This is a genomic window from Rhodoglobus sp. G.S.23 (assembly GCF_056675935.1).
The window spans coordinates 469,164-482,930 of the sequence record NZ_CM155237.1 but is presented as its reverse complement, the minus strand read 5'-3'; the positions used below and the strand labels follow the sequence as shown (position 1 = coordinate 482,930).

General features: G+C 60.4%; 10 protein-coding genes and 1 pseudogene. 4 read left to right on the top strand and 7 right to left on the bottom strand.

The features are described 5' to 3' along the window. Positions 1-100: 100 nt before the first annotated feature. From AC1ENN_RS02340 to AC1ENN_RS02325, 4 genes are all read right to left on the bottom strand, one after another. Positions 101-2,110, bottom strand: coding sequence for a glycoside hydrolase family 13 protein (locus AC1ENN_RS02340; RefSeq protein WP_480406599.1), 2,010 nt, complete (start codon positions 2,108-2,110; stop codon positions 101-103). Continuing rightward, positions 2,110-3,036: a sugar ABC transporter permease gene (locus tag AC1ENN_RS02335; RefSeq protein WP_480391661.1), complete on the bottom strand. Its 927-nt coding sequence runs from the start codon at positions 3,034-3,036 to the stop codon at positions 2,110-2,112. The genes AC1ENN_RS02340 and AC1ENN_RS02335 overlap by 1 nt, the downstream gene beginning before the upstream one ends. A gap of 1 nt (position 3,037) precedes the next feature. Further along, positions 3,038-4,651 (bottom strand): ABC transporter permease subunit, encoded by a 1,614-nt coding sequence (locus AC1ENN_RS02330; RefSeq protein ID WP_480391660.1) that lies wholly within the window; start codon positions 4,649-4,651, stop codon positions 3,038-3,040. A 100-nt stretch (positions 4,652-4,751) separates the two neighbouring features. Beyond that, positions 4,752-5,984, bottom strand: a complete 1,233-nt coding sequence (locus tag AC1ENN_RS02325) for a sugar ABC transporter substrate-binding protein (protein ID WP_449648417.1) — start codon at positions 5,982-5,984, stop codon at positions 4,752-4,754. Positions 5,985-6,162: 178 nt separating this feature from the next. On the opposite strand from AC1ENN_RS02325, the gene AC1ENN_RS02320 reads away from it, so the two are divergent. Further along, positions 6,163-7,866 (top strand): glycoside hydrolase family 13 protein, encoded by a 1,704-nt coding sequence (locus tag AC1ENN_RS02320; RefSeq protein WP_480391659.1) that lies wholly within the window; start codon positions 6,163-6,165, stop codon positions 7,864-7,866. Positions 7,867-8,011: 145 nt separating this feature from the next. Beyond that, entirely contained in the window at positions 8,012-9,028 is a 1,017-nt protein-coding gene (locus tag AC1ENN_RS02315; RefSeq protein ID WP_480406598.1) for a LacI family DNA-binding transcriptional regulator, read from the top strand. Here AC1ENN_RS02315 and AC1ENN_RS02310 read toward each other — a convergent pair whose 3' ends face one another. Further along, positions 9,029-9,634, bottom strand: coding sequence for a TetR/AcrR family transcriptional regulator (locus tag AC1ENN_RS02310; protein WP_480406597.1), 606 nt, complete (start codon positions 9,632-9,634; stop codon positions 9,029-9,031). A 105-nt stretch (positions 9,635-9,739) separates the two neighbouring features. On the opposite strand from AC1ENN_RS02310, the gene AC1ENN_RS02305 reads away from it, so the two are divergent. Next, complete coding sequence (locus AC1ENN_RS02305; RefSeq protein WP_449648421.1) at positions 9,740-10,444, top strand: type 1 glutamine amidotransferase domain-containing protein; 705 nt, start codon at positions 9,740-9,742, stop codon at positions 10,442-10,444. A gap of 58 nt (positions 10,445-10,502) precedes the next feature. Further along, positions 10,503-11,513, top strand: a complete 1,011-nt coding sequence (locus AC1ENN_RS02300; RefSeq protein WP_480406923.1) for an NADP-dependent oxidoreductase — start codon at positions 10,503-10,505, stop codon at positions 11,511-11,513. 107 nt (positions 11,514-11,620) lie between these two features. On the opposite strand, the pseudogene heR reads toward AC1ENN_RS02300, so the two are convergent. Together heR and mmsB are read right to left on the bottom strand one after the other, a co-directional pair. Continuing rightward, positions 11,621-12,363: pseudogene (gene heR, locus AC1ENN_RS02295) on the bottom strand (heliorhodopsin HeR). A 174-nt stretch (positions 12,364-12,537) separates the two neighbouring features. Further along, positions 12,538-13,767 carry a multiple monosaccharide ABC transporter permease gene (gene mmsB, locus AC1ENN_RS02290; protein WP_449648424.1) on the bottom strand — a complete coding sequence of 410 codons (1,230 nt, stop codon included), beginning with the start codon at positions 13,765-13,767 and terminating at the stop codon, positions 12,538-12,540.

The window sequence follows — 13,767 nt, the reverse complement described above, 5'->3', positions numbered from 1 at the left end:
CGGCAGGGCACAAGGTGCCATGCAGAATCTAACACCAGCGCAACCCTTGCGCGGCCAGCAATCCTGAGGCATCCGGCCAGCGGCGCGGTGCTGAGCGCGACTAAGCGGGGTACTCGACCCCGGGCAGAGTCCAGATAGCGCAAGTGTGGGCGGCCGCCGAGAGCGTGAGCCCGGCGGGAGAGGATGCCAGAGTCGCGTCACCCGTGAGGAACGCGGGTGCTGTGACATCCGCCCCGCTCGTCGCGGTGCCTTCCGAAGCGTCGTCGTTCGGTGCCAACCCGGTCGCGGCAATGGCCCCCGCCCGGAGCGTCACGGTCAGCGGCGAGCGCGCGACAACCACGAGCACGGTGGCGTTGGCATCTTCGCGCACAAAGACGAGAGCGTCAGCGGCAACGTGCAGCCAGCGCAGGCCACCGTGCGAGAGTGTGGGCAGTTGGGTGCGAAGCGCGATCAGCTGGCGATAAACATCGAGAGTCGGCGCAATAGCGGGGTCAGTTTCGGTTCCCCACGGCATCGGTGTGCGCGACATTTCGCCATCGTCACCGCTGAGGCCGAACTCGTCACCCGCGAACACGACGGGCACCCCTGGCAGCGTGACCGAGAGCGCGAGGGCGAGTGGCACATTCTCGGCGGGCGCATGGGTGCGGAATCGCGCGGTGTCGTGAGTGTCGAGCGCGTTCATGTTTCCGAGCCGGATGCGCCACGGAATGCTGGCCGTGAACCGTACGGTCATTTCAGCGAAGTCTCGCGCGCTGTAGTTCGGGATGCCACCGATCGGCTGCCCAAAGAACCACGCCTCGGGGTCGATAGAACCATCAGCCGTCACATGCGAGGTGTCCCCCGGTTCAGTGAGCCAACCCCACACCGGCCGCGTGAACGAGGGATAGGTCATCGCTCCGTGCCAGGCATCACCCTGCAGATCGCTCGCGGCATCGTTCGTCGACTCCGCCAACAGCACCGTGTCAGGATTCACGTCTTCCATGGTGCGACGGATGATCTGCCGCACCTCCTCGTTGAGGTCTTCAGCGCCCATTCGACCGGTCATGTTCGCGACATCCACGCGCCAACCGTCAAAGTTGTACGGCTCCTTCAACCAGTGCGCGACCACCGAATCTTCGCCCTCGATGAAGCGGCGGCGCAGCTCGGTCGAGTTCCAGTTGAACTTGGGCAGGCTTGGCGTACCCAGCCAGCCAACGTACTCGGTGTGCTCGTCATTCGTGAAGTAGTAGAAGTCACCCTCGGCAGCGTCCGGCTTTCCAATCGCTGCCTGAAACCACTCGTGGGCGTCGCCCGAGTGGTTCGTCGTCAGATCGCCGATGACCTTGAGGCCGCGAGCGTGGGCCTCCCCCACCAAACGGAGCAGCGCTTCGCGCCCGCCCAACAGTTCATCGACATCCACGAAACTCGACGCGTCATAGCGATGGTTCGAGCGAGCCGGAAAGATGGGCGTGAGGTACAGCATCGTCACGCCGAGCGAGGTCAGGTGCTCGAGGTGCTCGGTGATGCCGTCGAGGTCACCCCCATAGAACTGTTGCGACCGCCCTGGCAACACCGGGTCGACCGGTTCATCCCAGCGGGCAGCGATGGCCCACTCAGGCTTCGCGTGAGCGTCAGCAGCGGATGACCGGGCGAACCGATCCGGGAACACCTGATACATCACCGTCTCTGCCAACCACTCCGGGGCGGCCGGAGTGGCAAGCAGCGCAAAGTCTTCGGAGTCGAGCGTCTCGATCGAGTGCAGCCCGCTCTGGTTGAGCCATTCGATGCGGCCGGCATTGCCGTGCGCGGAAGCGGCAAGATCCGACGCGCTGTGGCGTGGCTTTGCCTCGACATCATCCGCAGCATCATGCACGAGCAACCAGCGATAGCCGTGACGCAGGTTGTCGACAACGATGTCAGCTTGCCACCAGTCCCAGCCCGCCGCGGTTCCGGTGAGGCGAGCATCCGTCCAGCGCGGTTCGTGGTCGGGATTTTCACGCACCCGCACAGCCTTCAGCGGGCCGTAACCCACCGGCACGCGAAGGCGCACAGTGACGGTATCGCCGAGCGCGGGCGTCTGCGTAGAGACGTGCAGCGCCGAGCCATCGTGGTGCGGGAGAAGGGCATCCATTACTTCACGCTTCCTGCCGTTAGCCCACCGACGATGTACTTCTGCAGGAACAAGAACAGGGTCATCACGGGGATGGCCGCGAGCACGGCACCGGCAGCGAAGATGCTCCAGTTGCGCGAGAACTCTTGAGACACGAATTGGTAGAGGCCAACCGCGAGGGTCTGCTTGTCTGGATCGATCAGCACGATGCTGGCGATTACGAACTCGCTCGTCGTTCCTACGAACGAGAGCAGACCGACGACCGCCAAGATCGGCGCAACGAGACGCAGGATGATCGTGAAGAAGATGCGCGCGTGACCTGCGCCATCGATCTTCGCTGCTTCATCAATGGATGACGGCACAGTGTTGAAGAACCCGTACATCAGGTAGGTGTTCACTCCGAGCGCGCCGCCGAGGTAGACCATGATGAGCCCGATCTGGCTGTTGAGCCCAATCGCGGGGAAGATCTCTGAGATGCCCGAGAGCAGCAAGAAGATCGCCACAACCGCGAGCAGCTGGGGAAACATCTGCACGAGCAGCAGCGTCAGCAACCCGACGCGTCGGCCGATGAAGCGCATGCGTGAAAACGCATATGCCGCGAGGGCGCCAAGGAACACAGTTCCCAGCGAGGAAATGCCGCCGATCAGCAGAGTATTGCCGAACCACGCTGCGTAAGGCTGCTGAGGCCGGTTGAAAAGATCGACGTAGCTGCCAAAGTTGAAACTCGAGAACAGCGAGTTCGCGGTGACAAGGGTGCCGCCGGGGTTCAACGACGCACTAAACACGTACAGCAGCGGGAAGGCCGCAAAGATCGACATGATGACGCCAATGATGTGACGCCAGCCGGTTTCGCGGGCCCACCGCTTGAAAGAGCGTCGGGGGTGGCCGACGACGACATTCGGACTGACAGCGACATCCGGGTTCTGCTTCTGAGTTGTTGCAGTCATCTCAGTTCAACTCCTCAAGCGACTTCGTGCGACGGAAACTGATGATTGCGATGCCCGCGACCAGAATGAAAATGATGATTGCGAACGCGCTCGCGAGGCCGTAATCGCGGTTGGCTCCCACGAAGGCAACCTTGTAGACCATCGAAATCAGGATGTCGGTTGCACCAACATTCACCCCGGCGGAGACATCGCGCGGCCCGCCGTTGGTGAGCATGTAGATGAGGTTGAAGTTGTTGAAGTTGAACGCGAACGACGAGATCAACAGCGGGGCGACCGAGACCAGCAACAGGGGCAACTTCACGAATCTGAAGATCGCCCACGGTTTTGCACCGTCAACGGTCGCGGCTTCGGTGAGCTCTTCCGGGATTGCCTGCAGAGCACCGGTCGTGACTAAGAACATGTAGGGAAAGCCGAGCCATAGGTTCACAAACAGCACCGAGCCCTTGGCCAACCACTCGTTCGTGAGCCACGGCACTTCGGCCCCACCCAACAGCACCGTATTGATGAAGCCGAACTCCTGATTCATCATTCCGGCCCACACCAGTGCAGACAAGAAGCCAGGGAAGGCGTAGGGCAAGATCATGATGATCCGGTAATACTTGCGGCTCTTCATCCGCTTGTCGTTGAACACGATCGCCAAGAACAGGCCGAGCGCGAAGGTCGTGAACACCGAGAGGAACGCGAACGCGAAGGTCCATACAGTCACACTAATCAGCGGACCACGGATGGATTCCTCAGTGAACGCACGAACAAAGTTGTCGAGCCCCACCTCGATTTTCCATCCCGGCAGCAGCTCTTGACCGGAATCGGAGGTGAAGGCACCGGTGCCGATATCGGAATAGGTGATGCCCGTGTTTTTGTCCCTCATCGTGCCGGCGGCTTCGTCATAGTCGAGAGACGAGGTGTAGAGGAAGGCGCTTGAGCCGTCGGGGGTGCGCAGCATGCCGTCATTGGGGTCGTCAGTGAGGGGAACGCTGATGGCCGCGATGGCGCTTTGGCGGCCGAGGATGTCGTGAAAGCCGAGACTCGTGTAGCCATCGAGGCCTACGGCAACCCCGCCCTCGAGCCGCGCGTTGTTCACCTCTTTTAGCGGACGTTCTTCGCCACCAATACTTACGCTGCCGTCGGGCTCGGTGACAAGAAAGGAAATCTCCCCGAGCTGCTCGAGCACCGTCAGACGGTAGTTTGGCGAATCCTCAACGCGGTTCTGCGATGACAGCAGTAGCGAATTGACGGCATCCGCTTTCGTAGAATTGTGGCCGGTTCCGTAGTTCGTGAAAGCGATGTAGCCCGAGTAGAGCAGCACAAAGATTTGAAAAATGGCGAGAAAGATCAGGCCCGGCGCGAGGTACTTGGCGGGGAGCTTGCCGCGGGAGAAGTAGATCCAGTTGACGAGCAGCGTGACCGCAACGACGAGTCCAGCCACGAGCCATGATTCACTGCGCACGAGCACAAACAGCGCGTAAATCGCGATCGCGTCCACGACACCGAGACCCAGGATCTTGATGGCGACAATTTTCCAGCCACCGGAGGCGGCATCCGCAATTCTGGTAGCGCGCTTAGCGCGGGCCGACTGCCGGATGGGGCCGGGATCAGTCTCAGGGGGTGTCGTCACGGGGATTCTCCATTGAAGGCGTGCGGTTCATTCAGAACGTGGGGAAGGAAGTGCAGGGAAGGAAGTGGCCGCCCGCTTGCAGGCGGACGGCCACCGTGAGCTATCCGGCGATAGCTGTCTGAATGTCGCCCGACATCTTCTGCCAGAGCGAAGTTGCGTCACCACCGTTGATGATGGCGGCTTCGGTCACTCCCCAGAACTCCCAGACGGCTCCCATTGCGGGGATCGAGGGCATGGGCACTGCGTTCTCCCCAACGGCACCGAATCCGGCAACGATCGGGTCGGCGCTTGCTGCTTCGAAGGATGCTGTGAGCGCTGGTGCGCGGCCGCCAACTTCGAACAGGGCGGTCTGCACATCTTCGCTACCCATGTAGTTCACGATGAATTCGTTGGCAGCGAGAGCATTCTCGCTCTTGGAGCTCACGAAGAAGCCCTGCACACCCACGAATGGCTGTGCGGCTTCACCACCAGCTGAGGGGATCGGGTCGATCGCAACATCGATGCCTGCTTCGACAGCTGCGGGTACGTTCCACGGTCCGGTCAGGTAGAAGGGTGCTTCTCCAGCGATGAACTTCTCCTTGGCGAGGTCGCCCGTGATGTTCGTGTTGAGAACCCCTGCGGCACCCTGAGCAGCGAGCCACGCAGCGAACTTCTCGCCACCAGCGTTGCCAATTTCGAGAGCGTCGGCGTCGTAGCTTCCATCACCGGCGGTGCCGAATACGGGCGCACCGAACGAGGTCTGGAACGGGTACAGGTGGTACGGGTCTGCCGCTTCGGGGTCGAGTCCGACCAAGAACGGGTACTCAGTTCCCGCCGCATTGCCCATGGTGACCATCTCGTCGAAGGTCGCCGGGGTGCTTGGCGCGAGGGCCGTGTTGCGCACGAGAGCGATGTTTTCGATCGAGTAAGGAACGCCGTAGACCTGGCCTTCGTAGCTCATTGCGGTGATGGCGACGTCTTGGAAGGCATCCGCTTTGTCGCCGAGTTCAACGGGAGCAACGACACCGTTTGTCACGAAGGTTCCCAGCCAGTCGTGGGCGCCGATCACGATGTCGGGGCCCTTACCTGTTGGGGCTTGGGCGATGAACTGGTCACGAATGTCACCAAATTCTTTTTGGACGAGCTTGACCTCTACGCCAGTCTCGGCGGTGAAGTCTGCTGCGGCGTCTTTGAGCACGGCGGCGCGGTCGGCGTCGACCCACACGGTGAGCGAGCCACCGTTGCCAGAGCCGTTATCTGCTGAATCGGATGCTGCTGTGCATCCGGTGAGTGCCAGCGATGCAGTAACTGTGAGCGCGCCTACGGCCCACAGTCCTTTGTTGTTCACCCTCATTGGTGGTGCCTTTCGTCAGTGAAAGCATTGCAAACTGCAAGCGCTTCCATGTATACCTCTTATAGACACTTTTCAGCAAGCACCTCTTCGTAAAATTTCACGGTTTTCGTAGGGAGATAAGGACACAACGATGTGGAAGCGCTTAGATTTGGCCGAGGAAAGCGGTAGTGTGACGGCTATGACATCCGTTCTTCCCGGCACCGAGTGGTGGCGTTCCGCAGTGATTTATCAGATCTATCCACGCTCGTTCGCCGACTCCAACGGCGACGGAATGGGTGACCTGCTTGGCATCCGCGACCGCCTGACCTCCCTCACGGAACTCGGCGTGGACGCCATCTGGCTTTCGCCGTTTTACACCTCGCCCCAGAGGGACGCCGGTTACGACGTTGCCGATTATTGCGATGTCGACCCGCTATTCGGCACGCTTGAGGACTTCGACTCAATGACGGCGCGGGCCCACGAACTCGGCCTACGCGTGATTGTCGACCTCGTACCGAACCACTCTTCTAGCGACCACCGCTGGTTCCAAGAAGCACTCGCCGCAGCGCCTGGCAGCGACGAGCGTGCCCGTTATATGTTCCGCGACGGTCGCGGCGAGAATGGCGAACTACCCCCGAACAACTGGGAGTCCGTCTTTGGCGGTCGTGCTTGGACGCGCGTCACCAACCCCGATGGAACCCCCGGCCAGTGGTACTTGCACCTGTTCGATACCACCCAGCCCGATTTTGACTGGAGCAACCCCTGGGTTCGCCGCCAGTTCGAAGACATACTTCGTTTCTGGCTCGACCGTGGCGTTGACGGATTCCGGGTCGACGTCGCCCACGGCATGATCAAAGCCGAGGGCCTACCCGACTGGACTCCTCCAGTGGCCGGCGGAAGTATGGGCGGCGCGAACGCGATTGACGCCAGCCCTTCCGACACGGAAACCGGTGCCGCTGAAGCACTCGCCGCATCCCGATCACCCTTCTGGGCTCAAGATGGCGTTCACGAGATTTACCGCGAGTGGCGTGAAATCCTGAACAGCTACGACGGCGAACGAATTCTTGCCGCCGAAGCGTGGGTTGATCCGTTGACGGACATGGCCAAGTGGGTGCGCCCAGACGAAATGCACCAGGCTTTCAACTTTCCTTACCTCGAGACGCCATGGGCCGCCGCACCCTTGCGCGCCGTCATCGACGCTTCGATTAGCGCGTTCAGCGCAGTCGAAGCACCAAGCACGTGGGTGCTCTCCAACCACGACGTTGTGCGTCACGCTTCACGTCTCGCCTTAACAGCCGAAAACCCCCAGGGGCACGGTATTGGGCCCAAGTCGGCAGGTCTCCCCATCCCCGAGCTTGGCCTTCGTCGCGCTCGCGCCGCCTCGGCGCTCATGCTTGCCCTTCCCGGTAGTGCCTACCTTTATCAGGGCGAAGAACTCGGGCTGCCCGAAGTGATCGACTTGCCCGATGAGGCCCGCGAAGACCCCACCTGGTTCCGCACCGACGGTGAACGCTATGGCCGTGACGGCTGCCGGGTTCCGATTCCCTGGGAAGCCGACTCCCCCGCATTCGGCTTCGGACCCTCGGATGCCGCGTGGTTGCCGCAACCCGCCGACTGGGCACCTCTCGCCCGCGATGCGCAGGGCGATGACAGCACGTCAACGCTCTCTCTGTATCGCCACGCCCTCGCACTCCGCCGCGCCCATGAGCTGGGAACGGGTGAACTCGAATGGCTTGAGACGGGCGCCGAAACAGTGCTTGGTTTACGCAATGGCGACGTGCTCGTGTATGCCAACACGGGAGACTCCGCCGTAACACTCCCAGCCGGCGAGGTGTTGCTTTCGAGCGGCCCCATTGGTGACTCGGAGCTGCCAGCAGATACAACGGTGTGGTTGCGGGCCTAGACCCGCACGGTCTCGAGACCAGCACGGTGCCGAGACCAGCACGGTGCCGAATTCCCGCTTATGGATGCCGGTCGATAGAATCATCAACGGCGTGGCCGCGGTGGAGCGGCATCCATTTTCGTCAGAATCCAACGAAGGGCAACTGATGGCTAGCATCGAAGACGTTGCCCAGCGCGCCGGCGTATCAACAGCCACAGTCTCGCGAGCGCTCAGCGGGAATGGTCCAGTATCGGCAGCCGCTCGACTGAAGGTCGAGGAGGCCGCGGCCGCTCTCGACTATGTCGTCTCGTCAACCGCGTCGAGCTTGGCTTCAGGTCGCACCAAGAATGTTGGCCTCATGGTGCCGTATCTGACTCGCTGGTTCTTCACTTCTGTGGTGGAAGGTGCTCAGCAAGCGCTGATGCGCCACGGTTATGACGTGACCCTGTACAACCTCTCCGGCAGTGTCGCCGAACGCGAGACAGTGTTCGATGTGTTTTTGCAACGCAAACGGATCGACGGGATTATTACTGTTTCGCTGAAGCTTTCACCAGCTGAAGTGGAGCGCTTGCATGCGTTCGGCAAGCCTGCCGTTGGTGTGGGTGGCCCCATTGACGGTGTGCGCACCCTGACGTTGGATGATGACGCTGTGTCGGCTCTTGCCACCGGCCACCTCTTGGCGCTCGGCCATACAAAAATCGCCCACATCGGTGGCTCCGAAGACTACGATCTCGAGTTCCACATTCCGACAAATCGTCGCCACGGCTACGAAACAGCCTTGCGTGAGGCCGGAATTGAACCGCGGCCAGAGTTCTTTGCGACCGCCGATTTCACCATTCAGGGCGGCTATCACGCAGCAAAACAGCTTCTCGGCAATCCGCTGCACCGCCCAACGGCGATCTTTGCCTCTTCCGACGAGATGGCCATTGGGTGCATCCTGGCCGCGAGGGATCTCGGCCTAACCGTGCCTCGAGATATTTCCATCATGGGAATCGACGGTCATGAACTTTCAGAGTTCTTTGGGCTCACCACGGTCTCGCAATCCCCTCAAGCTCAGGGCGAACATGCCGTTGAGATTCTGATGAACCTTTTGGCGCCAGGCAAGCATCCTGAAATTCCCGAGAACACTCCGATCGACTATGAACTCGTCGTTCGGTCGAGCACAGCGCGACCACCCGAATAGTCAGCTCCGCGGCTCTATGAGACGGCGGGCGGCTTCACGAACGGAATCGCACCGTGCTTTCTCGCTTTCTGCAAACTCCGCGCAGCCAAGGGAGCGAAGTTCGGCTGGCGAGCGTTCCCAATTGCTCGCGACCGCGAGCAGCAGTGCAAGCAACTCTTCTGGTTTCCAAGATGGGTCAACGATGCCGCGCTCTTGGGCATCGCGAATGACTTCCAGTTTGTGACGGTAGCCCTCGACCCGGCCTTCCGAGAATGACCCAAGGTGTGCTGCGTCATGTAACCACGCCCACATTGCGACGCGCTCAGCATCGGGTTCATTGACGAAATAGTTGTGCAGTCGCACTGCATATTCAATGAGGTCAGCATCGATCGGCACAGCATGGGCTAGCCGGTCGAGACCGGTCTGCATGACGTGGTCAAACAGTGCATCTTTGTCGCCAAACCAAGCATAGATTCGTTCTTTGCTTGCTTTCGCTGTCTCCGCGATGCGGTTGATACGCGCGCCAGCGACACCGTACTCCGCAAATTCGGCAGCTGCTGCCTCAATTACGCGTTGTCTTGTTTCGCGGCCACGGAGTTGATCACGCGGCATTTCTGTCGAAACCACCAAACACCTCCTAATCGAACCGGTTGGTTTGACTTAGCCTACACGTCGACATAGTGTCGAACCAATTGGTTTGGTAAGCAGCCAATAAGTTCGTAAGGAGTTGTCATGACAAACGTACTAATGGTTCTCTCGGCCGCCTCACACTGGACCCTCGCCGACGGCACTGAACACCCCACGGGTGTGTGGGCCGAAGAATTCCTTGAGCCGTACCGCATCTTTAGCGAAGCCGGCTGGAAGGTTCAGGTTGCGAGCCCCGCAGGCAAGGCCCCCACTTTTGACGCCGTCAGCCTCAGCGAGGGTGGCGCAGGTTCCGCCGAGCGCGTCGCTGACTTCGAAGCACGCATCGCTGACCTGCAGAACGTTTTGCATAACCCCCTCCGCCTAGATGCCGTCAATGCCGGTGACTACGACGTCATCTTCTATCCAGGTGGCCACGGCCCCATGGAAGACCTCGCCGTCGACGACAACTCCGGTCAGCTCATCGTGGAGGCAGTGAAGTCCAACACCACTCTCGGTGTGCTCTGCCACGCCCCCGCCGCTCTGCTCGCCGCCACCGACAAGAAGACCGGTGACTGGGTTCTCAAGGGGCGCAAGATGACCGGCTTCGCCAACACTGAAGAAGAGATCGGTGGCCTCGCCGATAAGGCAAAGTGGCTCGTCGAAACTCGTCTCGTTGAGCTCGGTGCTGACTACTCGAAGGCTCCAGAGCCTTTCGCTTCCTATGTTGTTGTCGACGGAGAGCTCTACACCGGCCAGAACCCGGCATCATCCGTCGCTGTTGCCGAGCGCATCGTCGCCGACAAGTCCTAGCGACGCACCCACTTTTCGTGCTTTTCCCCTTTAGAAACTCAAGGAGCATTACATGAGTATGTCCAGCACCACGAACACCAGCATCCAATGGCAGCTCGCTTCACGCCCCACCGGTGAGCCCACCACCGAGAACGTCGTCAAGGTTGAGATTGAGCTCCCCGAGCTCGCTGACGGCGACGTTCGCGTACGCAACACCTTCCTCTCCGTCGACCCCTACATGCGTGGTCGCATGAACGAAGGCCGCTCGTACGTTGCTCCCTTCAACCTCGGCGAGACCATGGGCGGCGCAGCCGTTGGTGAAGTCATCGAATCGAACGACGCATCGCTGCCTGTTGGCACTCTTGTTCAGCACCAGCTCGGCTGGCGCGACATCGCGCAGGCCCCTGCTGGCCAGTTCACGGCGCTCCCCGACGTCCCCGGCATCTCGCCCTCACTGTTCCTCAGCGTTCTCGGCATCACGGGAATCACCGCCTGGACCGGCCTTACCCAGATCGCGCACATCAAGGAAGGCGACACCGTCTTCGTTTCTGGCGCAGCGGGTGGAGTCGGCACCATGGTTGGCCAGATCGCCCGCCTCCTCGGCGCAGCACGCGTTGTCGGCTCAGCTGGCACCGACGAGAAGGTTGCCCTCCTCACGAGCAAGTACGGCTACGACGCCGCTTTCAACTACAAGAATGGCGACGTTGCTGGCCAGCTGGATGCTGCAGCACCCGACGGCATCGATGTCTACTTCGACAACGTGGGTGGCGAGCACCTCTCGGCAGCACTCGGCGCGTTCAAGGACGGCGGCCGCGTGGCAGTCTGCGGCGTCATGTCCTTGATCAACGGCAAGGATGAGGGCATCAAGAACAGTGCAAACATCGTAACCCGTGGTTTGACCATCAAGGGCTTCACCATGGGCAGCTACTTCCACCTCGCGCCCGAGTTCGGTGCGGCAATGCAGGGATGGCTCTCCGAAGGCAAGATCGCCTACGACGAGACCATCACCGATGGCATCGACAACGCGCTCGACGCTTTCAACGGCATGATGAATGGCGCAAACACCGGCAAGGCGATCGTTCGCCTCTAACCGTTTCGCGACTGCCGACCCGAACGGCACACCACGCCCACCAGCGTGAAATAGGAAGGCCCCGCAGCATTAGCTGCGGGGCCTTCCTATTGATCAGGATCAGCTCATCAATCCGTCAGCGCGGGAATGATGGCGCCAGAGAAGACCTGCCACGCCAGCGCTGTCTTCGCGACCAAGCTGAGAGTGATGTAGGTTCGCTCGCCCTGCAAATAGCTCTTCCAATTACCGACTTGCTTGTATTGCAGCCACTGGTTTATCGCAAAAGTATTGAAGAACACGAAGAGGGAGATCACGATGCCGACGACAAAGCTGGGGGCCGCCACTTCGCTCGCGCTACCCGGCCGCAGGAAGTAGATGAGGATGAGAATCCACGGCACAATGCCAACCATCGACCCAAAGATAAAGGGCAGCATTCCACCCGATCCAGGCTTCTCGTACTTCTCTTGAAGCGCTCCAAAGAGAATCATTGCGGCGTTGACCGCGAAGACCGCGAATAGTGCCGCGATATCGGTTACCCCGTTGATCGCAAGAATCAGCCAGATCATGATCGAGGAGTGAGCGAGTACTCCGTCCAGCGGAAATAGTTTCGGCTTTCCAAAAGGCCGTTCTTGTAACGGGCGAAGAACCAGGGACTCGAAATCAGAAAGTGGAAGAACGCGCTCAATGCGAGGAACACCACGACGCCGATTCCGATAGTTACCTCAAAGACGGTCACTCGCTCAGGAGGAATTGGCACTCCGGGAGGGCCCGCTAAGTAGTCGGCCGTAACGGCGAACAGAACTTGACTGCCGAGCATGGTGAGAACGATCGCGAAGCCGATCGCCTGCAGCAGGTGCAGGCTGCCCGCCACAACGTTATAGACGCGCAGCCGGTCGACTTGCTGCTCCGGAGAATAGGTCTTCTTTGACACGGGAAATTCCCTTCGACGGTGGCTGCCACGTTAGCACCGACCATCACAGAGAAGGGGCCGACCAGCGCGGTCGACCCCCTCCCCTCACAGCCTAATTGTGCGCATCCTCGCCTACTAGTCCGAGCGACCGCTGGCGCGACGCTTGTTGAAGACGTCGAAGGCGACGGCGAGCAAGAGCACGAATCCCTTGACGGCTTGCTGCCATTCGATGCCGATCCCGAGGATCGACATTCCGTTGTTGAGGACACCGATGATCAGTCCTCCGATGATCGCGCCACCAATGGTTCCGACTCCACCACGCACCGCGGCTCCACCGATGAAGGCCGCCGAGATCGCTTCTAGCTCGAAACCGTCACCGGCCTTCGGCCCTGCCAGGTTGAGTCGGGCAGTGAAGACGAGTCCGGCAAGCGCCGCAAGAACTCCCATGTGAACGAAGATGTAGAAGTCGACCTTGCGCGTCTTGACACCGCTGAGTTCTGCGGCGTGACGGTTGCCACCGATTGCATAAATGTGGCGGCCGAAGACACTGCGGTTGGTCAGGATGCCGTAGAACATGACGAGTACGGCGAGCACGATGAGCGTGATTGGCACACCCTTGAAGGTGGCTAGCGCGTAGGCGAAGAAGCCAACACCAACCGCGACAAGCACCATCTTGCCGATGAACCAGACGAGCGGTTCAACTTCTTGACCGTAGCTTTGGCGGCCGTGGCGGGTACGAAACTGCTGCACGATAAACGCAACAACGGCGATGAAGGCGAGCCCCATCGTGAGCGGGTCAACGGGGAATTCACCAAAGACATCGGTGAGGAACCCGTTTCCGAGGGCACGATATTCCTCCGGGAATGAGCCAATGTTGGCGTTGCCGAGCACCACGAGCGCGAGTCCGCGGAAGATCAGCATTCCCGCGAGTGTCACGATGAACGCCGGGATGCCGACATACGCAATCCAGAATCCCTGCCAGGCGCCTACGAGTGCACCTACGAGCAGCGAGAGGAAGATCGCGATGTACCAGGGCAGCGCCATATTGACGGCGAAGACACCGGAGATCGCTCCGACGAAGGCTGCTACCGATCCGACGGAGAGGTCGATGTGGCCGGCGACGATCACCATGACCATACCGATCGCAAGAATGAGAATGTAACCGTTCTGCACGATCAGGTTGGAGATGTTTTGCGGTCGCAGCAAAATCCCATCCGTGAGGAAGGCGAAGAGCACAATCACCGCAACAAGCGCGATGAAGATACCGTTTTTGCCGAGGTCGGCCAGCACGTGGCTGAAGGCAGTGGCCGCCCGAGACGTCAGCGTCCCTTGCTTCGTCACCGCGTGAGTGTCGTTGTTAGTCAT

What these genes read in the sequence shown, in the direction of transcription:
- AC1ENN_RS02340 (WP_480406599.1), bottom strand. Translation starts at nt 2,110, where the DNA reads ATGGATGCCCTTCTCCCGCACCACGATGGCTCGGCGCTGCACGTCTCT.
- AC1ENN_RS02335 (WP_480391661.1), bottom strand. Translation starts at nt 3,036, where the DNA reads ATGACTGCAACAACTCAGAAGCAGAACCCGGATGTCGCTGTCAGTCCG.
- AC1ENN_RS02325 (WP_449648417.1), bottom strand. Translation starts at nt 5,984, where the DNA reads ATGAGGGTGAACAACAAAGGACTGTGGGCCGTAGGCGCGCTCACAGTT.
- AC1ENN_RS02320 (WP_480391659.1), top strand. Translation starts at nt 6,163, where the DNA reads ATGACATCCGTTCTTCCCGGCACCGAGTGGTGGCGTTCCGCAGTGATT.
- AC1ENN_RS02315 (WP_480406598.1), top strand. Translation starts at nt 8,012, where the DNA reads ATGGCTAGCATCGAAGACGTTGCCCAGCGCGCCGGCGTATCAACAGCC.
- AC1ENN_RS02305 (WP_449648421.1), top strand. Translation starts at nt 9,740, where the DNA reads ATGACAAACGTACTAATGGTTCTCTCGGCCGCCTCACACTGGACCCTC.
- AC1ENN_RS02300 (WP_480406923.1), top strand. Translation starts at nt 10,503, where the DNA reads ATGTCCAGCACCACGAACACCAGCATCCAATGGCAGCTCGCTTCACGC.
- mmsB (WP_449648424.1), bottom strand. Translation starts at nt 13,767, where the DNA reads ATGACTAACAACGACACTCACGCGGTGACGAAGCAAGGGACGCTGACG.